The organism is Albimonas marina (assembly GCF_029223255.1).
Classification (GTDB): Bacteria; Pseudomonadota; Alphaproteobacteria; order Rhodobacterales; family Rhodobacteraceae; genus Albimonas.
In genome coordinates this window covers 739177-761805 of record NZ_JARHUC010000002.1, presented here as the reverse complement: position 1 = coordinate 761805, position 22629 = coordinate 739177, and the positions used below count along the sequence as shown (strand labels likewise).

General features: G+C 71.1%; 19 protein-coding genes. 7 read left to right on the top strand and 12 right to left on the bottom strand.

Translation table 11 applies throughout. From position 1 onward, the window contains the following. Positions 1-42 precede the first annotated feature (42 nt). Complete coding sequence (locus P2H44_RS07235; RefSeq protein WP_275762800.1) at positions 43-654, top strand: glutathione S-transferase family protein; 612 nt, start codon at positions 43-45, stop codon at positions 652-654. Between the two features lie 55 nt (positions 655-709). On the opposite strand, the gene P2H44_RS07230 is transcribed toward P2H44_RS07235, so the two are convergent. The 3 genes from P2H44_RS07230 to wrbA form a co-directional block, all read right to left on the bottom strand. Further along, entirely contained in the window at positions 710-1648 is a 939-nt protein-coding gene (locus tag P2H44_RS07230) for a sulfotransferase domain-containing protein (protein ID WP_275762799.1), read from the bottom strand. A 124-nt stretch (positions 1649-1772) separates the two neighbouring features. Further along, the gene (locus tag P2H44_RS07225) at positions 1773-2459 is read right to left on the bottom strand and encodes a class I SAM-dependent methyltransferase (RefSeq protein ID WP_275762798.1); all 687 of its coding nucleotides are present in this window, start codon (positions 2457-2459) and stop codon (positions 1773-1775) included. A 272-nt stretch (positions 2460-2731) separates the two neighbouring features. Then, positions 2732-3355: an NAD(P)H:quinone oxidoreductase gene (gene wrbA, locus P2H44_RS07220; RefSeq protein ID WP_275762797.1), complete on the bottom strand. Its 624-nt coding sequence runs from the start codon at positions 3353-3355 to the stop codon at positions 2732-2734. 256 nt (positions 3356-3611) lie between these two features. On the opposite strand from wrbA, the gene mfd reads away from it, so the two are divergent. Next, positions 3612-7076, top strand: a complete 3465-nt coding sequence (gene mfd, locus P2H44_RS07215; RefSeq protein WP_275762796.1) for a transcription-repair coupling factor — start codon at positions 3612-3614, stop codon at positions 7074-7076. Positions 7077-7457: 381 nt separating this feature from the next. Here mfd and P2H44_RS07210 read toward each other — a convergent pair whose 3' ends face one another. The 5 genes from P2H44_RS07210 to P2H44_RS07190 form a co-directional block, all read right to left on the bottom strand. Then, complete coding sequence (locus P2H44_RS07210) at positions 7458-7985, bottom strand: hypothetical protein (protein WP_275762795.1); 528 nt, start codon at positions 7983-7985, stop codon at positions 7458-7460. Between the two features lie 62 nt (positions 7986-8047). Next, positions 8048-8722: a DsbA family oxidoreductase gene (locus P2H44_RS07205; protein ID WP_275762794.1), complete on the bottom strand. Its 675-nt coding sequence runs from the start codon at positions 8720-8722 to the stop codon at positions 8048-8050. 96 nt (positions 8723-8818) lie between these two features. Then, positions 8819-9511 carry a type 1 glutamine amidotransferase gene (locus P2H44_RS07200; protein ID WP_275762793.1) on the bottom strand — a complete coding sequence of 231 codons (693 nt, stop codon included), beginning with the start codon at positions 9509-9511 and terminating at the stop codon, positions 8819-8821. Positions 9512-9516: 5 nt separating this feature from the next. Continuing rightward, positions 9517-10581, bottom strand: coding sequence for a patatin-like phospholipase family protein (locus P2H44_RS07195; protein WP_275762792.1), 1065 nt, complete (start codon positions 10579-10581; stop codon positions 9517-9519). 164 nt (positions 10582-10745) lie between these two features. Further along, entirely contained in the window at positions 10746-11531 is a 786-nt protein-coding gene (locus P2H44_RS07190; RefSeq protein WP_275762791.1) for a 3-hydroxybutyrate dehydrogenase, read from the bottom strand. Between the two features lie 477 nt (positions 11532-12008). Here P2H44_RS07190 and P2H44_RS07185 point away from each other — a divergent pair, with 477 nt between their 5' ends. Further along, positions 12009-13709, top strand: a complete 1701-nt coding sequence (locus tag P2H44_RS07185) for an extracellular solute-binding protein (protein WP_275762790.1) — start codon at positions 12009-12011, stop codon at positions 13707-13709. Positions 13710-14167: 458 nt separating this feature from the next. After that, complete coding sequence (locus P2H44_RS07180; protein ID WP_275762789.1) at positions 14168-14560, top strand: histidine triad nucleotide-binding protein; 393 nt, start codon at positions 14168-14170, stop codon at positions 14558-14560. Between the two features lie 82 nt (positions 14561-14642). Here P2H44_RS07180 and P2H44_RS07175 read toward each other — a convergent pair whose 3' ends face one another. The 4 genes from P2H44_RS07175 to P2H44_RS07160 all read right to left on the bottom strand — a co-directional run bounded on the left by P2H44_RS07175 (position 14643) and on the right by P2H44_RS07160 (position 19777). Next, positions 14643-15188, bottom strand: coding sequence for a carboxymuconolactone decarboxylase family protein (locus P2H44_RS07175; RefSeq protein WP_275762788.1), 546 nt, complete (start codon positions 15186-15188; stop codon positions 14643-14645). Positions 15189-15507: 319 nt separating this feature from the next. Next, positions 15508-17496 (bottom strand): bifunctional 2',3'-cyclic-nucleotide 2'-phosphodiesterase/3'-nucleotidase, encoded by a 1989-nt coding sequence (locus P2H44_RS07170; RefSeq protein ID WP_275762787.1) that lies wholly within the window; start codon positions 17494-17496, stop codon positions 15508-15510. Between the two features lie 254 nt (positions 17497-17750). After that, on the bottom strand, positions 17751-18902 hold the full coding sequence (locus P2H44_RS07165; RefSeq protein WP_275762786.1) for an acyl-CoA dehydrogenase family protein: 1152 nt from the start codon (positions 18900-18902) through the stop codon (positions 17751-17753). A 152-nt stretch (positions 18903-19054) separates the two neighbouring features. Next, a complete protein-coding gene (locus P2H44_RS07160; protein ID WP_275762785.1) occupies positions 19055-19777 on the bottom strand; it encodes a TetR/AcrR family transcriptional regulator in 723 nt (240 codons plus the stop codon). A 454-nt stretch (positions 19778-20231) separates the two neighbouring features. Between P2H44_RS07160 and P2H44_RS07155 the strand changes: the two genes are divergently transcribed. Genes P2H44_RS07155 through P2H44_RS07145 form a run of 3 tightly spaced genes read left to right on the top strand, consistent with a single transcriptional unit; the run spans position 20232 to position 22624 of the window. Further along, positions 20232-21032, top strand: coding sequence for an ABC transporter ATP-binding protein (locus P2H44_RS07155; RefSeq protein WP_275762783.1), 801 nt, complete (start codon positions 20232-20234; stop codon positions 21030-21032). Beyond that, complete coding sequence (locus P2H44_RS07150; protein ID WP_275762782.1) at positions 21029-21742, top strand: ABC transporter ATP-binding protein; 714 nt, start codon at positions 21029-21031, stop codon at positions 21740-21742. The genes P2H44_RS07155 and P2H44_RS07150 overlap by 4 nt, the downstream gene beginning before the upstream one ends. Before the next feature lie 3 nt (positions 21743-21745). Then, a complete protein-coding gene (locus tag P2H44_RS07145) occupies positions 21746-22624 on the top strand; it encodes a branched-chain amino acid ABC transporter permease (RefSeq protein ID WP_275762781.1) in 879 nt (292 codons plus the stop codon). The last annotated feature ends 5 nt before the right edge of the window (positions 22625-22629 follow it).

Below are 22629 nucleotides of genomic sequence, written 5' to 3'. Positions count from 1 at the left end.
CGACGGCGCGCCCGGCCGGGCGCGCGGAGGGAGGAGACCCGGATGTACACGATCGTCGGAAACCCGCGGAACCGCAGCCTGCGCGTGATGTGGGCGTTGGAGGAGATGGGCCAGGACTGGAGCATGGAGCTCGTCGGCCCCCAGACCGAGCGGATGCTGGCCGTGAACGCCACCGGCAAGGCGCCGGTGCTGCTGGTCGACGGGGAGCCGGTGGCCGATTCGGTGGCCATCGTCACCTTCCTCGCCGACCGCCACGGCGCGCTGACCTTCCCCGCCGGCACGCTCGAGCGCGCCCGCCAGGACGCCGCGGTTCAGTTCTGCGTGGACGAGCTGGAGGGCGCCTGCTGGACCGCCGCCAAGAACGAGTTCATCCACCCCGAGGACAAGCGCTCCCCCGTGAAGCCGACCTGCGCCTACGAGTTCGAGCTGGCCCAGAAGCGGCTGGAGCGGATGCTGGGCAAGGGGCCCTGGGTTATGGGCGAGACCTTCACCATCGCCGACATCCTGATCGCCCACACGCTGAGCTGGGGCGAGCGGATGTTCCAATGGCCGCTGACCGAAAAGCTCGCCGCCTACAAGGACCGCGCCATGTCCCGCCCGGCGCTGGGCGCGGCCATGGCCAAGGGCAAGGCCGCGATGGAAGCCGCGGCCTGAGCCGGGCCGTCCGCCGCCCGCCCCCGCAGCCGGGGGCGGGCGGCGCAGGCGCGCCTCAGGGCAGCGGGCCGCCTTCGTAGAGCCAGGTCACGGCGTCGGCGTCGGGGCAGATCCGCATCCCGACCTCGCGCAGATGGCGCGAGATCTCCGGGGTCATGCCGTCGATGGCGGCCTGTCCGGTCTCGCCCTTGCGGATCATCGCGCCGGGATCGAGGATCGGCACGCGGCCGGCGGTGCGGGCCTCGAACTTGTCCTCGTGCCGCTTCATCCAGCCGAAGGAGGCGTGCTCCAGCACCCGCGGCCAGGCCTCCTCGCCGGGATCGGCGCCCAGGAACTCGGCGATGCGGCGGACCGAGCCCTCGTGGTCGCGCTTCATCTCCGAGAAGTGCAGGAACAGCACGTTGGGCTCGCGCCGCAGCGGCCACCAGGCGGCGAGGAAGCCGAAGAACGCCCCCTGCATGCCCATCGGGTCGATCACCTCGGCGTAGAACGAGGGGAAGTCCGGCCGGCACACCGCCTCGCGCGGCATCTCCCACAGGGCGAACCACTCGTCGGAATGCTGGTCGAGGAACGGGCGGAAGGAGACGAGCGCCTCCTCGGGGTTGCGGAAGACCACCACGTATTTCACGTCCGGTCCCTCGCCCGCGGCCAGGAACGGCGCGTCGGGCGGGGCGGAGTGGGTCTTGAAGGCGCGCCGGGCCGTGGTCGGCATCGCCTCGATCCGGTCGGCCACCTCCTGCACCGGCTGGCCGGGATAGCCGATGAACTCCATCCAGGGGACTTCCTCGTAGATGTCGCGGAAGTCGGCCGGACCGCCGGCGAGGAGCTGGTGGACGATGTTCATCGTCCAGGTGGTGCCGCTCTTGGGCGGGACCGAGATCACCACGTCCCCGTCGCGCCAGGCGATCCGGCTCTGGATGCTCGGGTCGATCCAGGGCGGGCCTGCGGGGTGGGGGCCGGCCTCGGAGGGCGCGGTTCGGGCCGGGTCGCTCATCTTGGCGCATCCTTTTTGACGCCCTCCCCGCCGGCGGGCGGCCGGAACGCTCGGGGCCCCGCGGCGCGGGGAGAGGCTGCCGGAGAGTAAGCCCGTCCCGCGCCAGCGCAAGCGTCGTCCCCGCTCAGGCGTCGGCGTGGACGCCCCGGATCATGAAGGCCTGGAAGAACGGCGTGGGGCGGGAGAAGCCCGCCGCCTGCAGGTGGGACGCGGTCCGCTCGGGGGTCAGCACGCTCAGCGTCTCGCGGAGCTGGCGGGGGAGGGCGGCGAGCGACTCGGGGCTCGCCCCCATCAGGCGCTGCACCTGCGCCCAGTCCGCCAGCATCCGCGGGAACTCCGGCGCGTCGAGGTCGGCGCAGATCTCGGCCCCCAGGTAGCGCCCGCCGGGGACGAGGCGCGCGTGGATCCCGCGGTAGAACCCCTCCCGCTCGGCGTCGGGCACGAAATGCGCCACCAGCATCGCCAGCGCCACGTCGAACGGGCCCTGCGGCGCGTCGTCGACCGTGCCCTGGACCAGGGTGCAGCGCTCCGCCAGGCCGGCGGCGCACAGGCGTTCGGCGCAGACCTCCAGCATCTCGGCCGAGGGGTCGACCCCCACGAAGCGCCACCCCGGCCGCGCCTGCGCGAGCGCCAGGATCTCGGCCCCCGTGCCCACGCCCACGCTCAGCACCCGCGCGCCCTCCGGCGCGCCGGCCAGCGCGAGGCCGGAAAGGAAATGCAGCGCCTGCGAGATCGGGGCGAGGGGCCGGTTCCGTTCGTCGTAGCGCTCGGCCATGGAGCGGTCGAAGGCGGGCCTGGGCTCGGAGGTCATCGGGGGGCGTCCTGGATCGTCGGAAGGGCGGCGATCCTGCCTCCGCCCGGGCGCCGGGGTCCAGAGGCGGCGGTAGCCAGAGACATCGGGGAGCCGGAGGGGGCGAGGATCACAGGCATGTGGCGCCGGAGGCGTGGGGGCCGCAGGCGCCGGGCGAGGCGTCGCTGGCGCGACTCCGCCTGCGGCCCTCATCCGCCGCCCCGCCGCGCGCAAGCGAAAGGGGCGGCCCGGCGGACCGCCCCTTCCGTGGATCGTCGCGAGGCGCGCGAGGCTCAGGCGGCCTCGGCCAGCGCCTGCTCGCCCTTGGCGAGCTTGGCGGCCACGGTCGCGGCATGCGCGCCCTGCTTGCGGGCCACCGACAGCTCGCGCTCGCTCGGCTGGCGGGAGCCGTCGCCGCCCGCCAGCGTGCCGGCGCCGTAGGCCGAGCCGCCGCGGACCTCGTCGATCATGCCCAGCTCGGGGGTCGAGAAGGGCACGCCCACCACGACCATCCCGTGATGGAGCATCGTGATGTGGGTGCTCAGCGCGGTGGACTCGTTGCCGGTCCCGGTCGCGGTCGACACGAACACCGAGCCGACCTTGCCGATCAGCTTGCCCTGCGCCCACAGACCGCCGGTCTGGTCGAGGAAGTTGCGCATCTGCCCGGCCATGTTGCCGAAGCGGGTGCCGGTGCCGATGATCACCGCGTCGTAGTCGGCCAGGTCGTCGGGCTTGGCGACCGGCGCCGCCTGGTCCCACTTGCCGCCGGCGGCCTTGAAGGCCTCCTCGGGCATGGTCTCGGGGACGCGCTTCACGTCCACCTGGGCGCCCGCCTCGCGCGCGCCCTCGGCGACCGCCTGGGCCATCGTTTCGACATGGCCGTACATGGAGTGATAGAGCACCAGAACCTTGGTCATCGTCTCGTCCTTCGATCTGTCTGCCGCGCCCGGGGTGGGAGGATCGGGGGGCCGGCGCGGCGTCGTCGGGAAGGTGGCCGTGATGACGCCGGGAGACTAGGGGGTCTGATCCGCACGAATTGTTTCCGGATCGTGACCCTCCGGCCCTTCCCCAGCGGCGGCCGCGCCGGGCGCCGTCGCCTCCGCCCGCCCGCGCGCCCCCTGAACGTTGCGCGAACGCTTGCGCGCGCGGCGCCCCGGCGCTATCTCCGCGCAGATGGCGGACAAGGCCCCCCTCTCCCACGGAACCATCCTCACCGGCGGCGCCCCCGAGGGCTTCGACGCGAAGCTGCTCGCGGACCTCGCGGCGAAGGCCGACGGCCCGGTGATCCACGTGGCCCGCGACGACGCGCGCCTCGCCGCGCTCGCCGAGGCGCTGGGCTTCTTCGCGCCCGACCTGCCGATCTGGCGCTTCCCCGCCTGGGACTGCCTGCCCTACGACCGCATCAGCCCCAACGCCGACATCTCGGCCGCGCGCATGGCGACGCTGGCGGCGCTGGCCGACGGGCTGCCCGGCCGGGCGGTGATCCTGACCACCCTCGCCGCCGCCGCCCAGCGGGTGCCGGCGAAGCCGGTGGTCCGCGCCGCCTCCTTCGTGGCGGAGGTCGGCAAGCCGCTCGATCTCGACGCGCTGCGCGAATACCTGACCCGGATGGGCTTCAACCGCGCCCCCACGGTGACCGAGCCCGGCGACCACGCCATCCGCGGCGGCGTGGTGGACGTGTTCCCCCCGGGGGCCGAGGCGCCGGTGCGCCTCGACCTCTTCGGCGACACGCTCGACGGCGCGCGGCGCTTCGACCCCGAGACCCAGCGCACCATCGAGAAGATCCGCCGAGTCGAGTTCGCGCCCGTCTCCGAGGTGATCCTCGACGAGCCCGCCATCGCCCGCTTCCGCCAGGCCTACCGCGAGACCTTCGGCGCCGCCGGCCTCGACGATCCGCTCTACGAGGCGGTCTCGGCCGGCCGCAAGCAGCAGGGCATGGAGCACTGGCTGCCCTTCTTCCACGAGGAGCTCTCGACCCTCTTCGACTATCTCCCCGGCGCCCCCGTCACCCTCGACCACCAGATCGAGGAGGCGCGCGAAAGCCGCTGGGAGATGGTCCATGACCACTACGAGGCCCGCAGGAACGCCCAGGGGTCGAAGCCGGCCATGGGCGCCGCGGTCTACAAGCCGTGCCCCCCGGGCCTGCTGTACCTCTCCGAGGCCCAGTGGCTCGAGGCGCTGTCGGGCCGTCACCTGCGCCGCTTCTCGCCCCTGCCGCAGCCCCCGGGCCCCGGCTGCGTGGACATGGGCGGCCGCCTCGGGCGCACCTTCGCCGCCGAGCGGGCGCAGGAGGGCGTGAACGTCTTCGACGCGCTGGCGACCCACCTCAAGGGCCTGGTGAAGGCCAAGACGGTGATCTTCGCCACCTATTCCGAGGGCGCGCGAGACCGCGTGAAGACCCTGCTGGAAGACCACGAGGCCCCCGCCGGGCGCCTCGCCGACCGCTTCGCCGACGTGAAGCCGGGCCTGGTGAACCTCGCCGTCTGGCCGCTGGAGCACGGGTTCGAGACCGCCGAGCTCGCCGTGGTGGCCGAGCAGGACGTGCTGGGCGACCGCCTGATCCGCGCCCCCCGCCGCCGCAAGCGCGCCGAGAATTTCCTGACCGAGGCCTCGACCCTCTCCGCCGGCGACCTCGTCGTCCATGTGGAACATGGCATCGGCCGGTTCCTGGGGCTGGAGACGGTGCAGGCGCTCGGCGCCCCCCACGACTGCGCGATGCTGGAATACGCCGGCGGCGACAAGCTCTACCTGCCGGTCGAGAATATCGAGCTGCTGAGCCGCTACGGCCACGAGGCGGGGCTGCTCGACAAGCTCGGCGGCGGCGCCTGGCAGGCCCGCAAGGCCAAGATGAAGGAGCGGATCCGCGAGATGGCGGACCGCCTGATCCGGGTCGCCGCCGAACGCGCCCTGCGCAAGGCGCCGGAGTTCGAGCCGCCCCACGGCTCCTGGGACGAATTCTGCGCCCGCTTCCCCTACCAGGAGACGGACGACCAGCTCTCGACCATCGAGGACGTGCTGGGCGACCTCGCCGCCGGCACGCCGATGGACCGGCTGATCTGCGGCGACGTCGGCTTCGGCAAGACCGAGGTGGCCCTGCGCGCCGCCTTCGTGGCGGCCATGTCGGGCATGCAGGTGGCGGTGGTCGCCCCCACCACGCTGCTCGCCCGCCAGCACGCCAAGACCTTCGAGGAACGTTTCCGCGGCTTCCCGGTGAACGTCCGCCAGCTCTCGCGCTTCACCTCCGCGAAGGAGGCCGCGGACACCCGCAAGCGCCTCGCCGACGGGACGGTGGACGTGGTGGTGGGCACCCATGCGCTGCTGGCGCAGGGGGTGCGCTTCAAGGACCTGGGCCTGCTGATCATCGACGAAGAGCAGCACTTCGGCGTGAAGCACAAGGAGCGGCTGAAGGAGCTGCGCTCCGACGTCCACGTCCTGACGATGACCGCGACGCCCATTCCCAGGACGCTGTCGCTGGCGATGTCCGGCGTGCGCGAACTGTCGGTGATCGCCACGCCCCCCGTCGACCGCCTCGCCGTGCGCTCCTACATCGCCGAGTTCGACCCGGTGACGGTGCGCGAGGCCCTGCTGCGCGAGCATTTCCGCGGCGGCCAGTCGTTCTTCGTGGTCCCCCGCATCTCCGACATCGCCGAGATCGAGGAGTTCCTGCGCGAGCAGGTGCCCGAGATCACCTTCGTCACCGCCACCGGCCAGATGGCCGCCGGCGACCTCGACGAGCGGATGAACGCCTTCTACGACGGCAAGTTCGACGTGCTGCTGGCGACGACCATCGTCGAGAGCGGCCTCGACATTCCCCGCGCCAACACCCTGATCGTGCACCGCGCGGACATGTTCGGCCTGGCGCAGCTCTACCAGATCCGCGGCCGGGTCGGCCGCTCGAAGCTGCGCGCCTACGCCTATTTCACCACCGAGCCGCGCAAGCGCCTGACGGACGGGGCCGAGAAGCGCCTGAAGGTGCTGGCCTCGCTCGACAGCCTCGGGGCCGGCTTCACGCTCGCCTCCCACGACCTCGATATCCGCGGCGCCGGCAACCTCGTGGGCGAGGAACAGTCCGGCCACATCCGCGAGGTCGGCTTCGAACTCTACCAGCACATGCTGGAGGAGGCGATCGCGCGCATGAAGTCGGGGGAGACCGAGGGGCCCATCGACTCCGGCGACTGGTCGCCCCAGCTCGGCCTCGGCGTGCCGGTGATGATCCCCGAGGACTACGTGCCCGACCTCGACGTGCGCCTCGGCCTCTACCGCCGCCTCTCGGGCCTCGAGACCAAGACCGAGCTCGAGGGCTTCGCCGCCGAGCTCCACGACCGTTTCGGCAAGCCGCCCCGCGAGGTCGAGATGCTGCTGCGCGTGGTCCGGGTGAAGGCGCTGTGCAAGCGCGCCGGCATCGCCAAGCTCGACGGCGGGCCGAAGGGCGCGACGCTGCAGTTCCGGGACGACAAGTACGCGAACCCCGCGGGCCTCGCCTCGTGGCTGCAGGACCAGCGCGGCCTCGCCAAGATCCGGGACAACAAGGTGGTGGTGCGGCGCGACTGGGCGACCGAGGCCGACCGCCTCAAGGGCGCCTTCTCCATCGCCCGCGACCTCGCCAAACTGGCCCAGGCCGGCAAGAAAGCCGCCTGAGCCGCGCCCCGGCAGGCCCCAGGCCCGTCCTCGGTCGAGCCATCCCTCCGCCCGCCCCGAGCGCCCCGGCGCGCGGTCGACGGCCCTCGCAAAGCGCCTGTTCTCCGGAGCCGTCTCTCGCGGATGCCGGAAAGAGCGACTCGGCCCCCGGGGTCAAGGATCGCCGCAGGCGACCGCGCGCAAGCGCGGCTTGTCCTTGACCCCGGGGGCCGAGTCGCTCAGGCATCCATCAGCGAGAGACGGCTCCGGAGAACAGGCGCGGGCTTGTTCTTTGGTGAGTCAGGAGCCCGCCGGAGGCTCCCGCCGATCCAATTGATGCGAACCGCCCGCAAGGGGCCCAAGCCCGCCCGCAGGGCGCCTCCTCTCCGGTCCCGCTTGGGATCAGTAGAGCTGGGCGCCCATGGACCCGCTCAGCGCCAGCATCGCCAGCCCCAGCGCCAGGGTCGCCAGGACCTCGATGGCGACGAGGTAGGTGTGGCTGCCGCGCAGCATCGCCAGCGCCGCCTGGTGGGCGTCGGAGTTTCCGCGCAGGCCGGTGGCGTGCACGCGCTCCTCGCTGTCGGCGATCGAGCGGCGCACCGGTTCGGTCATGAACAGGTACATGCCGCCGACCAGCATGATCAGCGCCACCGGCGCGCCGTCGCCCGCGCGCGAGAGCTGGTAGAGCCCCGCGACCGCGAGGACGATGCCCGCCAGCATCACCACCAGGAACCGGGCCGAGTGGCGCCACAGCGCCTGGCGGCGGGCCTCGATGGCCTCCAGCGCCTCGTTGGTCAGTTTCATGCGGGCGCTGGGGCAGCGCCGCCAGCAGATCAGGGACCACCCGGTGCGGATGGCCATGGCCAGCAGCAGCCAGCGGGTCAGGGGATCCTGACCGATGACGTCGAGAATGTTCGAAAGGCCGTTCATGGACCCATCCTTCTCCGTCCGCTCCCGTCGGCCGGCGGAGCGCCGGCCGCGCGCCCCCGTCGTCAGGCGGGGGCCGAGCCCTGCATCTCCTCCTGCGCGCGGGCGGCCTGAAGCTCGCGCAGCTCGCCGATGACGCGCGTCCAGAGCTCCGGCTCCTGCGCGCCCTGGATCACGTATTTGCCGCCGACGAGGAAGGTGGGCACGCCGCCCACGCCGATCTCGCGCGCCGCCGCGTCCTCCTCGACCACGTCCTCGCGGTCGGCGTCGGAGTCGAGCAGGGTGGCGACCACGGCGGGGTCCATGCCCCCGCGCTCGGCCAGCTCCACCAGAACCTTGCGGTCGGAGATGTCGGCGCCGTCCTCGAAATAGGCGCGGAACAGCAGGTCCACGACCTTGTTCTGCACGCCCTCGCTGCGCGCCCAGCGGATCAGGCGGTGGGCGTCCACGGTCGACGGGGTGCGCGCGATGCGGGAGAAGTCGATCTCCAGCCCCGCGGTCGCGGCGGCCTCGGCGATCGAGTCGTAGACCCGCTTCGCCTTCTCCTTCCCGCCGAACTTGGCTTCGAGATAGCTGCGCCGATCCATGCCCTCGGGCGGCATGTCGGGGTTCAGCTGGAAGGGTCGCCAGCGGATGTCGAACGGATGGTCCGGCATCTGCGCGAGCGCGCGGTCCAGCTTCGCCTTGCCGATGTAGCACCAGGGGCAGATCGGGTCGGAGATGATGTCGAGGCTTATCATGGCGTCAATGTGGGAAGCCGGGGGGCGGAGGTCAATTCATCATATGCGCACGTGCCGACGCAGGCCCGCGCGCGGCCGAGGCTCGGCGGCCCGGGGTCAGGCCAGCGCGAACCAGCGGTCGAGCAGGCCGCGATACCAGTCCTTCAGCGCCGGATCGTGGCGCGCGAAGTCCGCGTCCTGCCGCTCGACCGAGGTCGCGCCGGGCTTGTGGACATGGGGCGCGAGGTGGCTCTGCCAGTCCTGGAGGATCGGGAAGGTCACCTCCGGGTGGAACTGGGTGGCGAGCGCCCGGCCGGTGCGGAAGGCCTGGTTCGCCCAGGGCCCCTCGGCGGTCGCCAGCATCTCGACCCCCGCGGGCCGCGAGAATCCCTGGAAGTTGCCCGACAGCACCGTCAGCCCGTCGGGGATCGGGTTGTCGGCGGCGGGCAGGGCGCGCACGGGGTGGTAGCCCCAGGCGATGCGGCCGTCGGGATCCGGGCCGACGGCCGCGCCCAGCGCGTGGGCCAGCATCTGCGCGCCCAGGCAGATGCACAGCATCGGCACGCCGCGGGCCAGCGCCTGGCGCATCAGCTCGATCTCGGCCTGCATCCAGGGCAGGTCGGCGATGTCGGTGACCATCTGCGGCCCGCCCATCACGATCAGCCCGTCCGCGCCCTCCAGCGCGGGCAGGGCCTCGCCCTTCCAGGCGTGGTGCACCTGCGCGTGCGCGCCGCGCGCGCGCAGGTGGCTCAGCCCCGCGTCGGGGCCGGGCAGGTCCATGTGCTCGAGAATATGGATCGTGCGCGCCATCGCGCTCACGCCGAATAGAGCGCGCGCAGGTCGACGCTGGGCCGCTCGCCCAGGTTCGACCAGTTCGCCTGCAGGAAGCGCTCCGCCGCCTCGCGGCCCACCTGCTTGAGGTTGCGCACCAGGGTCCAGTCGGCCTTCATCTTGGTCGCCGCCCCCAGCTTTCGCATGGTCTCGTCGTCGGCGATCGAGTGGATCAGCACGTCCTTCATCGCGCCCTCGGGGATCACGCCCTCGGCCAGTAGGCGGCGCACGAAGGTGACGGCGCGCAGCTCCCCCAGCAGGGCGGCGTTGAAGCTGATCTCGTTGGTGCGGTTGATGATGTCGCGCGCGGTGCGGGGCAGCTCCTCGCGCTCGATGGGGTTGATGTGGACGATCACCACGTCGCGCGACGTCGTCCCGTAGAACAGCGGCCACAGCGACGGGTTGCCGGTGAAGCCGCCGTCCCAGTAGGCCTCGCGCCGGCCGGTCGTGGGATCGTCGATCTCGACGGCCTGGAACAGGCTCGGCAGGCAGGTCGAGGCCAGGATCGCCTCCGAGCTGATCTCGTCGCCCGAGAACACCCGCGCCTTGCCGGAGCGCACGTTGGTGGCGCAGATGAACAGGTGCGGGGGCTCGGCGTTGCAGATCGTGTCGAAATGCAGCTGCTCGGTCAGCAGGTCGCGCAACGGGTTGATGTTGAACGGGTTCAGGTCGTAGGGCGAGAACATCCGCGTCAGGCTGTCCCCGAAGCCCCAGGAGGCGCCGGCCTCGATGGCGTCGGCCAGGTTCTCGGTCGTCGGGTTGAAGGCGCGCACCCACTCCAGCAGCGGGTTGGGCAGGCCGGAGGAATAGCGCGCGATCGAGCCCCAGAAGCTGTCGAGCGAGGCCTTCGCCGCCTCGCGCGAGCCGCCCAGCAGCAGGCCGGTCTTCAGCGCGGCCGCGTTCATCGCCCCGGCGGAGGTGGCGGTGATGCCGTCGAACTCCAGCGCCTCCTCCTCCAGCAGGCGGTCGAGCACGCCCCAGGTGAAGGCGCCGTGCGCGCCGCCGCCCTGCAGGGCGAGGTTGATGGTCTTGGTCTTGCGGCGCGCCATGTCGCCTCCGTTCGCTCGTGCGGGTCCGGTTCGGAATCAGGTTCTCATCGGCGACGAAACAGGGCCGGGCGGGCGTGATCGATCAAGGGGGGAATCGTCGCCCACAGGGATCGGGGCGACGGGGTGGGGGCGGCGTCGGCGCCGCCCCCTGGCCGGAAACGGGGTCAGAGCGCGGTCCAGCCGCCGTCGACCGAGATCGTGGTGCCGGTGATCTGGGCCGCGTCGTCCGAGCACAGGAAGGCCACCGTGCCGCCCAGCTGCTCGACGGTCGCGAATTCCTTCGAGGGCTGGCGGTCGAGGATCACCTTCTCGATCACCTCTTCGCGGCCCATGCCGTACTGCTTCATCGTGTCGGGGATCTGCGCCTCGACCAGCGGCGTCAGCACGTAACCGGGGCAGATCGCGTTGCAGGTGATCGGCTCCTTCGCCGTCTCCAGCGCGGTGACCTTGGTGAAGCCCACGACGCCGTGCTTGGCCGCCACGTAGGCGCCCTTGTAGGGCGAGGCGGTCAGGCCGTGGGCCGAGGCGATGTTGACCACCCGCCCCCAGCCGCCCTTGCGCATGATCGGCAGGGCCGCGGCGGTGGTGTGGAAGGCCGACGAGAGGTTGATCGCGATGATCGCGTTCCACTTCTCGACCGGGAACTCCTCGATCGGGGCCACGTGCTGGATGCCGGCGTTGTTGACCAGGATGTCGACGCCGCCGAGTTTCTGCTCGGCCTTGGTCAGCAGGGCCCGGCACTGGTCGGGCTTGCTCATGTCGGCCTGGATGTAGGCCACGTCCGTGCCGTGTTCTTCGGCGATCTTGGCGGCGAGCGCATGGTCGTCGTCGGAATCGGAGAAGGAATTGATCACGACCCGGACGCCGCGGGCGGCGAGCTGCTCGGCGATGCCGAGACCGATGCCGGAGTTGGAACCCGTCACCACGGCGGTTTTTCCGGTGAGAGACATGTCGCGTTTCGCTCCTGCGAGAATTAGGGTGCCCGGCGCCGCGGCCGATCCTGCGCGGGCCCGAACATGGCCCGTTCCGCAGGACGGATCGGCGTGTTGCGCCGTCGCCGAGACGTTAAGTCTTCGCAGGCGCAAAATCGAGCGGCGCGCGCCGAAGCGACGCAGGGATGCGGCGCGGACCGGCGCGGTCGGAACCATCATGCGGGGGGCGGAAACAAAAAGAACGCCCTCCGAGGAGGGCGTCCAGTGTTGAGGCAGGTTTCATACAGGCAAGAAACCTATCGAGCAGTGAGGCGAGGATACGGAGTCGCGGCCTCGCTCGGCAAGCGAAAGTTTCGCGACGTCGGGCGTTTGACGCGTTTTGCGTCGATTTTTCGTGAACGGCGCGGCTTCGCCCTCGGGGCCCTCGCGGCGCTGCATCTCGCGCTCGGCGCCACATGCAGCGTGTCGGCGGCCGAGAGCACGCAGGGTCTTGCGATGCTGGGCGAGCCGGCGTTGCCCGCGGACTTCGATCATCTGCCCTACGCGAACCCCGACGCGCCCAAGGGCGGGCGGATCGTGCTGGGGGAGATCGGGGGATTCGACTCGCTCAATCCCTACATCCTCAAGGGCCGCTCGGTCTGGGCGGTGCGGGGGCTGATGATCGAATCGCTGATGATGCGATCGATCGACGAGCCCTTCACCCTCTACCCCTCGCTCGCGGCCTCCGTGACCGTGCCCGAGGATCGCGCCTGGGTGGAGTTCACGCTCGACCCCCGGGCCCGCTTCTCGGACGGAACCCCGGTGACGGTCGAGGACGTGATCTGGTCGATGGAGGTGCTGGCCGAGAAGGGCCTGCCCGCCTTCGGCTCCACCTGGAAGCAGGTGGCGAAGGTCGAGCGGACCGGGGAGCTCTCCGTCCGCTTCGACTTCGTCGAGCCGGACCCCGAGCTGCCCCTGATCCTCGCCCTGCGCCCGATCCTGCAGAAGGCGCACTACGAGGGGCGCGACTTCGCCGAGAGCTCGCTCGAGCCCCCCATCGCGTCGGGCCCCTACCTGATCGAGGAGGTCGACCCCAGCCGCCGGGTGACCTTCCGCAAGGATCCCGACTGGTGGGGCGCCGACCTGCCCGTGAACCGCGGCCGGTTCAACTTCGACGTGATCCGGCACGAGTGGTTCAAGGACGGCTCGGCCCTGTTCGAGGCGTTCCGCGCCGGCGACATCGACCTGGTGCGCGACGGCGATCCCGCCCGGTGGGAGGACGGCTACGCCTTCCCCGCCGCCCAGCGCGGCGAGGTGGTGCAGGAGACGATCCCCTCCGGCCGCCCCTCGGGGATGACCGGCTTCGTCTTCAACACCCGCCGGGACCTGTTCAAGGACATGCGGGTGCGCGAGGCGCTGGGCCTCGCCTTCGACTTCGAATGGGTGAACCAGACCCTCAACCGCGGCGCCTTCGCCCGGGTCCGCAGCCCCTTCGGCGGTTCGGCGCTGGGCTTCGAGGGGCCGGCGGAAGGGCGGGAGCGCGAGATCCTCGCCCCCTTCGCCGCGGACCTGCCGGACGGCGCGCTCGACGAGGGCTTCGCCTGGCCGCAGACCGACGGCTCCGGCCGCAGCCGGCGCAACCTGCGCGCGGCGACCAAGTTGCTGGCCGAGGCCGGCTGGTCGGTGAAGGACGGCGTGCTGGTCGACGGCGCGGGCCGGCCGTTCCGCTTCGAGATCCTGCTGGGCGGCCCCGCCTGGGAGACGGCGGCCGAGGTCTTCGCCCGCCAGCTCAAGCCGCTGGGGATCGAGGCCTCGGTGCGCCTGGTCGACGGGGCCCAATACGAGGCGCGGCGCTCGGACTACGATTTCGACATGATCGTCAACACCTGGGCGATGAGCCTGAGCCCGGGCGCCGAGCAGCGCTTCTACTGGGGCCGCGCCGGCGTGACCCAGGGCGGCACGCGCAACTACCCCGGCATCGACAGCCCCGCCGTCGAGGCCGCGATCGACGCCCTGCTGGCGGCCGCGACGCTGGAGGACCAGCGGGCGGCGGTGCGCGCGCTCGACCGGGTGCTGACGGTGGGGCGCTGGTTCGTGCCGCTGTGGTACGCCCCCGAAAGCCGCATCGCCTACCGCGCCGACCTGCACCATCCCGAGCGGCTGCCGCTCTACGGCGACTGGCCGGGGTGGCTGCCAGACGTGTGGTGGCGGGAGTGACTCGCCTGGCCGGCCCTGCGGGGCCGGCCGGATCATCCTTAGGAGAGCGGTTTACGGGCGCCCTGCGGGCGGGCTTGGGCCTGTGGCGTGCGGCGCGCCTGGGTGGGGGAGGGCGGGAGCCTCCGGCGGGCTCCTGACTCACCAAAGAACAAAGCGCCCCGCGCCTGTTCTCCGGAGCCGTCTCTCGCTGATGGATGCCTGAGCGACTCGCCCCCGCCGGTCAAGGACAAGCCCCGCGCAAGCGCGGGGTCGCTTCGCGATCCCTGACCGGCGGGGACGAGTCGCTCTTTACGGCATCCGCGAGAGACGGCTCCGGAGAACAGGCGCTCCCGGGGGGCGCGTGGGGCGGGCGGGCGCCCGGGGCGCCTGGCGCGGGCGCCCGGGGGCGATGGACGGGGGGCGGGCGGCTGGGCTAACCCTTGGGCCGAACTCGCCCACCCAAGCCCAGGGAACGCCCGATGAGCTACAGCTACGACGACCAGAACATCTTCGCGAAGATCCTTCGCGGCGAGATCCCCTGCAAGAAGGTCATGGAGACCGAGCACAGCCTCGCCTTCCACGACATCCACCCGCAGGCCGAGGTCCACGTGCTGGTCATCCCCAAGGGCCCCTACGTGACCTACGACCATTTCGCCGCCGAAGCCTCCGAGGCCGAGATCGTCGACTTCATGCGCGCCGTCGGCAAGGTCGCCGAGGAGCTCGGCGTGACCCCGATCGACGGCAAGGGCGGCAGCCGGATCCTGTCCAACGCCGGTCCCGACGCCCACCAGGAGGTGCCGCACCTGCACTTCCACATCTTCGGGGGCGAGTTCCTGGGCCGCATGATCTCGGTGCCCTCGCGCCGCAAGTGACGCGCGCGCCCCGCGCCGGACACGCGAACGGGCGGCCCTGGGGGCCGCCCGTCCGCATTCGGGGCCGGGAGAGGCCGCGCCCTCACATCTCCGGTTCGACGCCCTCGGGCAGGTCGGCGTCGAAGACGTTCAGCGTCAGCGAGACCATGCAGTAGTAGCCGTTGATCGCCACCAGATCGACCAGCCCGTCGCGCCCCAGCACCGCGAGCGCGCGGTCGTAGAGCGCCTGGCTCGCCGTCCGCTCGGTCTGCACGGCGAGGGTGAATTCATGGCACATCGCCTCCTTCTCGTCGCGGAAGGGCGGGGGCGTGCGGTCGCGGATCGCGTCCAGGATCTCGATCGGCACGCCCGCGTCGAGCGCCAGGTTCTTGTGGGCGTACCACTCGAACTGCGCGTTCCAGACCCGCGCCACGGTGCAGATCGCGATCTCCGAGAGGTTGGGCGGCAGCGAGGAGCCGAAGCGGCAGTAGGCGCCCACCTCCTGCGCGGGGGCGGCGAGGCCGGGGCGGTGCAGCCAGAAGCCCAGCGGCCCCACGATGGCGCCGCGAGGGCCGGAGAGGATGGCCTCGGCCACCTCCTTCTGGGCGTCGGTCATCTCGTCGAGGGCGGGGGGCGCGAGGCGGGCCAAGGGCGATCTCCCTGATCGTGTCTGGTCGTTGGTGGCGCGGAGAATGGACCGCGCCGCAGCCCGCGTCCATCCGGGCCGCGAGGATGGACCGAGCGGGGCGGGCCGAACGGGCCGGGCCGGGCAGGGGAGGGCGCGGCGTCGGCCTCTCGCGGGCCTCGGCGGAAGGATGGGCGAGGCGGCGCGCGCTTTCCGGTCGGTCTTGGGCCGACGGCGGGAGACGCGCGCAGACCGGCCGGGCGCCACGGCGCTTCGGGAGCAGGCGAACGCGACGGCGGGACGGGGCAGGGGAGGCGGCCGGGCGGGCCGCCTCCCCCCGGTTTCAGAGCGTGATGCGGTAGCGGGCGAAGCCGTCGGCGCCCTCGCCCGCGTCCTCGATCGTCACGCCCTCGACCGAGGCCGCGTACTTGCGCCCGCCGGGGCCGGTGTCGAAGACGACCGTGGTGCCCTCCATCGGCGCGAAGGCCCAGTTGGCGTCGGCGGCGGGGTCGATGGTCCCCTTGTCGACGATGTAGCGCACGATCACGTCGCGGTTGGTGTCGGGGGCGACGAAGATGATCTTGTCCTCGGTCACGCCCGGGAAGTTCCCGCCGCCGCCGGCGCGGTAGTTGTTGGTGGCGATCACGAATTTCGCCTCCGGGTCGATCGGCGCGCCCTGGAACGCGAGGTCCACGATGCGCCCGGCCCCGGCGTTCACGACGGCCCCGTCCCGATCGTATTTCGCCGGCTGGCTCAGGTCGATCCGGTAGGTCACCCCGTCGATGACGTCGAAGTTGTAGGAGGGGAAGCCCGGGTTGATCAGGGGCGCGTCGGTCGCGCCTGGCTCGACCTGGTTGAAGATGCCCGCCGACATCTCCAGCCACTCCTTCACGTCGGCGCCCGAGATCAGCATGGCGCGCGCGGTGTTGGGGTAGAGGTAGAGGTCGGCGACGTTCTTGATGGCGATGGGGCCGGTCTCGACCTCGGTGTAGTACTCGGGGCCCCCGCGGCCGCCGGCCTTGAACGGGGCTGCGGCGGACAGGATCGGCAGGCCCGCATGCTCGGTCCCCGCCAGCATCTGCTCGATGTACCAGATCTGCGCGTTCGACACGATCTGGACCGAGGGGTCGTCGGCCACCAGCGCGAAGTAGGAATGCAGCGGCGCCGAGGTCTCGCCCACCGGACGACGCACGTAGGCGAGCGTCGCCTCGTGGTCCTCGCGCGCGGCCGCCTCGACGGCGGCGACGCTCTCGACCAGGGGGACGTTCTTGCGCTCCACCCGCTCGAAGATCGGGCGGGCCTCGGTCTCGGCCGAGACCACGCGCCAGGCGCCGCCCTCCTTCTCGATCATCAGGTCGATCAGGCCCATGTGGGAGCCCCAGAACCCCGCCATCACGCCCGGCTTGCCCGAGATCGTGCCCTTGGCGACGTCGAGCCCCGCGAGCCCCTCGTACTTCTTGCCGGGGAAGTCGAGGTGGCTGTGGCCGGTGACGATGGCGTCGATCCCCTCGACGGCGGCGAGCGGGACGGCCGCGTTCTCCATCATCGGCGCGTAGGCGTCCGAGCCGATGCCGGTGTGGGCGAGCGCGATCACCAGGTCCGCGCCCTCCTCCCGGATCTGGGGGACCCAGGCCATGGCGGCCTCGACGATGTCGCGGGTCTCGACGTTCCCCTCCAGGTGGCGCTTGTCCCAGGACATGATCTGGGGCGGCGTGAAGCCGATCAGGCCGAGCTTGAGCGTGTGCGCCTCGCCCGCGCCGTCGGTCACCTGCGCGTCGACGATCACGTAGGGCGGCAGCCACAGGTCGTCCTTGCGGGCCTCGGAGGCCAGCTTGCCGCGGGCGACGTTGGCGCACACGAACGGGAAGTTCGCGCCGGCCAGCACCTTGTCCATGAAGCCCAGGCCGTAGTTGAACTCGTGGTTGCCCAGCGTCGAGCAGGAATAGCCCAGCACGTTCATGGCCTTGATGACCGGGTGGACGTCGCCCTCCTTCATGCCCCGCTCATAGGCGATGTAGTCGCCCATCGGGTTGCCCTGCAGGAAGTCGCCGTTGTCGACCAGGATCGAGTTCGTGGCCTCGGCCCGGATCCCCTCCACCAGCGCCGCGGTCCGCGCCAGCCCCATCGAGTCGTTGGGCTTGTCGCCGTAGTAGTCGTAGGGGAAGACGTGGACGTGCAGGTCGGTCGTCGACAGCACGCGCAGATGCGCCTGGTTGGCGGCGGCGCGGGCCGAGAACGGATGCAGCGCGATCAGCGCGCCGGCGGCGGCGCCGGCCTGGAGCAGGCGGCGGCGGCCGAGATCGACGGGCGGGGACTTGGCGGGCCGGGACATGAAGGGGACTCCCTGACGATGGTTCGCAGCCGCGATGATGCACGCGCGGCCGCGCACCGTCATCCGCGGAGTTCTCGCCTTGATGTCGGAGAGACGACGCTTGCGCGACGGTTCGGGCCGGGGGCGGATCGACCGGGGGGGATCCGCGGCGCGCGACGACAGGAACCGCGCGCCGCGGGGAGGGCGGGCGCCGGTGAGCGGCGGCGCCCGCGCCCCCGCGGGAAGGCGGCGGGGGGCCGCCCTCCCGGTCGGGGTCAGTTGCGGGGGTAGGCGCCCATCCGCTTGGCGATGATCTGCAGCATCACCTCGTCCGCGCCGCCGCCGATCGAGGTCAGCCGCAGGTCGCGGTAGCAGCGCGAGACGAAGTTGTCCCACATGAAGCCCTGGCCGCCGAAGTACTGCAGGCAGGCGTCGGGCACCGTGCGCGCCAGCCGTCCGGCCTTGAACTTGGCCATGGAGGCGAGCGTGGTCACGTCCTCCCCCGCCAGCATCAGGTCGACCGCGCGCCAGGCCATGGCGCGCAGCGCCTCGATCTCGGTCTGCAGCTCGGCCAGCTTGAAGTGGACGGTCTGGTTGTCGAGGATCGGCTTGCCGAAGACCTTGCGCTCGGAGGTGTAGGCGATGGTGTCCTCGATGCAGAGCTCCAGCGTGCGGCACTTCACGAAGCAGGCCGAGAGGCGCTCCTCCTGGAACTGCTGCATCTGCATCTGGAAGCCGCGCCCCTCCTCGCCGATCAGGTGATGCCTGGGCACCCGCACCCCGTCGAAGAAGATCTGCGCGGTGTCGGAGGCGCGCATCCCCAGCTTCTGGAGGGGCTTCGAGACCTCGATCCCCTTGGCGTTCATCGGCACCAGGATCAGCGACTTGTTGGAATGCTTGGCCCCGTCGGAGGTGTTGGCGAGCAGGCACAGCCAGTCGGCCTGGGTGGAGTTGGTGATCCACATCTTGGTGCCGGTGATGACGTAGTCGCCCCCGTCCGCCACCGCCTGCGTCTTGATCTGGCTCACGTCCGAGCCCGCGTGCGGCTCCGACACCGCGATCGAGGCGACCATCTCCCCCCGGATCACCGGCTTGAGCCAGTTGCGCCGCAGCGCGTCCGAGCCGAAGCGCGCGACCGCAGGGGTGGCCATGTCGGTCTGCACCGAGACGCCCATGTTCACGCCGTTGCAGCGCGCGTTGCCCAGCGCCTCGAGGAAGCAGGCGTGGAAGGAGTAGTCGAGGCCCTGGCCGCCGAAGGCCTCGGGCTTGTTGATGCCCAGCAGGCCCAGTCGCCCGAGCTTTCCAAGAACCTCGTGGGCGGGCCAGATCCCGGCCTCCTCCCATTCGTCGGCGTGCGGGTTCACCTCCGTCTCGACGAAGCGGGTCATGGTATCGCGGATGGCGCGATGCTCTTCCGTCAGCCGCATGGCTGGTCTCCTCCCCGAATGATCTTTTGTTGGCCGGCGGGCCGACCCTCTGCGGGGTCGTTTCGGCAGCCCTTAACTAACCCATTAAGTAACCGGCCGGCAAGCACGGAGAGGGGTCCGGACGTCGATGCGGCGCGGGAAGGGGAGGGGGGTCAGGCGCGGCGGGCGAGCGCACCCTCGATCCGCTCGGCCGCCTGCTCGATCCGCTCGGCGGCGCGGCGCAGCGCGAGGGCGTCGCCCTCCGATCCGGGGACCAGGGACGTGCGGCCCATGCCGGCGAAGAAGGCGTCGACCATCGGGCCCGCGGTGGCGGCGGGGATCTCGTCCACCGGCACGCCCTTGGTCAGCGCCGCGCGGCAGGCGTAGCCGAGCCCGCCGTAGAACATCGCCCGCATCATCGACGGGGGCAGGTCGTCGCGCAGCTCCCCCGCCGTCGCCCCCTCGCGCGCCACGTGGTCGAAGACCTCGGTGTAGGCGTGGTGCATCCGGTAGGCGTCCGAGGAGCGGTACTCCTCGATGAAGCCGATCTGGTAGGTCAGCCGGGCGAAGATCTTCCATGCCGGCGCCACCGCCGACAGCCAGTGCTCGGCGAGGAACGCCAGGCGCGGGTGCGCCCCCGTCAGCCGCGAGACGCCGGCCTGCGCCTCCCGCGTCAGGCGGGTGTAGAAGCGGCGCTGCACGGCGTCGAACAGCGCGTCCTTGCCGCGGAAGTAGAGGTAGACGGTCCCCTCGGCCACGCCGGCGGCGCGGGCGATGTCGGCCACGCGCGCGGTCTCGAACCCGTGGGTCGAGAAGGCGTCCAGCGCCGCGTCGACGATCTGGCGCTCCATCTCCTCGACGCGCTGGCGGCGGGTGCTCTGGGTGCGTCTGGGCAAGGGGGTCTCCGGGGCGGAGGACGAGGCGGGTTCGGTGGACTGAGCCGGACTCATGATTCGTGAGTCCGGCTCAGCCTCGCCGAGAGTTGACCTCAGGTCGCGCGGGCCGCGCAAGCCCGAGTGCAGCGCGGAAAAGTAATTTTGCGGCGCCGAAAAGAATTCGGAAGCCCATGATCTTCAAGCTCTTGAACGATTGCTCAGCAAGGCTGACATTTTCGCAGATGGCTGCCTGAAACCCATGAAATCGCGTGTTAATCAGGCGCTTGATAAGCGTCGGCAAATCTGTTGGACTGCGGTCCAGCTCAACAAGATCGCGCCGCACGCGACGTCAGGGAGGACACATGATCGGCACCACCGCCTCGGGCGGACGGATGACGGCTGCGCCGTCGATCCGGCCCGTAACCCTTTGCATCGCCAGCGTTCGCGCCTCGGCCCACCGAATGGGAGGGGCTCGATGAACGCGCCCGTGCGTCCCGCCGCGGCCGGCGCCGCGCCGGTCATCGCGGTCGAGAACGTCACCGTCCGCTTCGGCGGCATCGTGGCTCTGGACGGCATCGAATTCGACATCCGCGAGGGCGAGATCCTCGGGCTGATCGGGCCGAACGGGGCGGGGAAGACGACGCTCTTCAACTGCCTCAGCCGGCTCTACACGCCCAACGACGGCGACATCCGCTTCAACGGGACCTCGATCCTGGGCGAGCCCGCCCACAAGATCGCGGGGCTGGGGATCGGGCGCACGTTCCAGAACGTGGCCAGCTTCTCGAACCTGTCGGTGCGCGACAACATCCGCGTCGGCGCGCATTCGGCCTCGAAGTCGGACCCGGTCTCGGACGCGCTGCGCCTGCCGTGGGTGCGCCGGGGCGAGCGGGACATCGACGCCCGGGTGCAGGAGCTGATCGACTGGCTCGAGCTCAACGACGTGGCCGACCTTCCCGTCTCGGGCCTGCCCTTCGGCACCCAGAAGCGGGTCGAGATGGCCCGCGCCATGGCGACCGAGCCCAAGCTCCTGCTGCTCGACGAGCCCGCCGGCGGCCTCAACCACGACGAGGTCGAGGAGCTGGGCAAGCTCATCAAGATGGTGCGCGACGAGAAGGGCGTGACCGTCCTGCTGGTGGAGCATCACATGGCGCTGGTCATGTCGGTCTCCGACCGCGTGGTGGTGCTGAACTTCGGGCGCAAGATCGCCGAGGGCACCCCCGAGGAGGTCCAGAAGAACCCCGAGGTGATCGCGGCCTACCTGGGAGGCGACGAATGAGCCCCATTCTTGAGGTCAAGAACCTCGAGGCGTCCTACGGCGACCTCACGGTTCTGCGCGGCATCTCCTTCGAGGTCGAGCAGGGCGGCGTGGCCACGCTGCTGGGCGCCAACGGCGCGGGCAAGACCACCACGCTGCGCGCCATCTGCGGCATGATCCGCCGCCGGGGCGAGATCCTGTTCGACGGCGAGCCCATCGGGCGCCTGTCGACCGAGGCGATCGTGCGGCGCGGCATCGCCCATGTGCCCGAGGGCCGCGGCACCTTCACCACGCTCTCGGTCGAGGAGAACCTGCAGCTCGGCGCGATGACCCGGCCCATGGGCAAGGACATCTCCGCCGACATCGAGCGCTGCTACCACTTCTTCCCGCGCCTGAAGGAGCGGCGGACCCAGCAGGCGGGCACGCTGTCGGGCGGCGAGCAGCAGATGCTGGCCATCGCCCGCGCCCTGATGCTGCGCCCGCGCCTGATGCTGCTGGACGAGCCCTCCTTCGGCCTCGCCCCGATGATCACCAAGCAGATCTTCGACATCCTGGCCGACGTGAAGAAGGAGGCGGGCGTGTCGATGCTGGTGGTCGAGCAGAACGCGAGCCTCGCGCTGGGCATCGCCGACCACGCCTACCTGATCGAGACCGGAGAGATCGTCATGGCCGGCGAGGCCAAGGCGATCCGCGACGACGAAGGCGTGCGCGCCGCCTACCTGGGGTACTGAGACATGGAACTGTTCCTTCAACAGATCGTCTCGGGCGTCGCCACGGGGGCGATCTACGCCTGCGTCGCGCTGGCGGTCGTGATGATCTACCAGGCCATCCACCACCTGAACTTCGCCCAGGGCGAGATGGCGATGTTCTCCACCTACATCGCCTGGCAGATGCTGCAGTGGGGCCTGCCCTACTGGGTGGTCTTCCCGCTGGTGATCCTGATCAGCTTCGTGGGCGGCTTCGCCATCGAGCGGATCGTGTTCAAGCCGATCGAGAACGCGCCGGTGCTGTCGCACATCGTGATCTTCATCGCGCTGTTCGCGATCTTCAACAGCTTCGCCGGCTTCATCTGGGACTTCACCATCAAGGCCGTGCCGTCGCCCTTCGGGGACGGGCCGCTCTATGAAGGCGCGATGATCGGCAAGCACCAGGCCGGCATGATCGGCGTGACTCTGATCGTCCTGGCGCTGCTGTGGGGCTTCTTCACCTTCACCCGCGTGGGCCTGGCCATGCGCGCGGCGGCGGTGAACCCCGAGAGCGCCCGGCTGGTCGGCATCCGCGTCTCGATGATGACGGCGCTGGGCTGGGGCATGGCCTCGGCCATCGGCGCGGTCGCGGGCATGCTGATCGCCCCGGTCGTGTTCCTCGAGCCGAACATGATGCTCTCGATCCTGCTCTACGGCTTCGCCGGCGCCGTCCTCGGCGGCCTGACGAGCCCGCTGGGCGCGGTGATCGGCGGCTTCATCGTCGGCGTCGTCGAGAACCTGGCCGGCACCTACATCCCCGTCATCGGGGGCGAGCTGAAACTGCCCATCGCGCTCTTCCTGATCGTCGCGGTGCTGCTGGTGAAACCCGCGGGCCTGCTGGGCCGCCGCGTGGTGCAGAGGGTCTGAGATGG

Excerpts from the sequence above, each read along its gene's own strand:
- P2H44_RS07200 (WP_275762793.1), bottom strand. The coding sequence starts at position 9,511 with ATGGCGCGCACGATCCATATTCTCGAGCACATGGACCTGCCCGGCCCC.
- P2H44_RS07230 (WP_275762799.1), bottom strand. The coding sequence starts at position 1,648 with ATGAGCGACCCGGCCCGAACCGCGCCCTCCGAGGCCGGCCCCCACCCC.
- P2H44_RS07170 (WP_275762787.1), bottom strand. The coding sequence starts at position 17,496 with ATGTCCCGGCCCGCCAAGTCCCCGCCCGTCGATCTCGGCCGCCGCCGC.
- P2H44_RS07185 (WP_275762790.1), top strand. The coding sequence starts at position 12,009 with ATGCTGGGCGAGCCGGCGTTGCCCGCGGACTTCGATCATCTGCCCTAC.
- P2H44_RS07235 (WP_275762800.1), top strand. The coding sequence starts at position 43 with ATGTACACGATCGTCGGAAACCCGCGGAACCGCAGCCTGCGCGTGATG.
- P2H44_RS07155 (WP_275762783.1), top strand. The coding sequence starts at position 20,232 with ATGAACGCGCCCGTGCGTCCCGCCGCGGCCGGCGCCGCGCCGGTCATC.
- wrbA (WP_275762797.1), bottom strand. The coding sequence starts at position 3,355 with ATGACCAAGGTTCTGGTGCTCTATCACTCCATGTACGGCCATGTCGAA.
- P2H44_RS07210 (WP_275762795.1), bottom strand. The coding sequence starts at position 7,985 with ATGAACGGCCTTTCGAACATTCTCGACGTCATCGGTCAGGATCCCCTG.
- P2H44_RS07145 (WP_275762781.1), top strand. The coding sequence starts at position 21,746 with ATGGAACTGTTCCTTCAACAGATCGTCTCGGGCGTCGCCACGGGGGCG.
- P2H44_RS07195 (WP_275762792.1), bottom strand. The coding sequence starts at position 10,581 with ATGGCGCGCCGCAAGACCAAGACCATCAACCTCGCCCTGCAGGGCGGC.
- P2H44_RS07150 (WP_275762782.1), top strand. The coding sequence starts at position 21,029 with ATGAGCCCCATTCTTGAGGTCAAGAACCTCGAGGCGTCCTACGGCGAC.
- P2H44_RS07205 (WP_275762794.1), bottom strand. The coding sequence starts at position 8,722 with ATGATAAGCCTCGACATCATCTCCGACCCGATCTGCCCCTGGTGCTAC.
- P2H44_RS07190 (WP_275762791.1), bottom strand. The coding sequence starts at position 11,531 with ATGTCTCTCACCGGAAAAACCGCCGTGGTGACGGGTTCCAACTCCGGC.
- P2H44_RS07180 (WP_275762789.1), top strand. The coding sequence starts at position 14,168 with ATGAGCTACAGCTACGACGACCAGAACATCTTCGCGAAGATCCTTCGC.
- mfd (WP_275762796.1), top strand. The coding sequence starts at position 3,612 with ATGGCGGACAAGGCCCCCCTCTCCCACGGAACCATCCTCACCGGCGGC.
- P2H44_RS07225 (WP_275762798.1), bottom strand. The coding sequence starts at position 2,459 with ATGACCTCCGAGCCCAGGCCCGCCTTCGACCGCTCCATGGCCGAGCGC.
- P2H44_RS07165 (WP_275762786.1), bottom strand. The coding sequence starts at position 18,902 with ATGCGGCTGACGGAAGAGCATCGCGCCATCCGCGATACCATGACCCGC.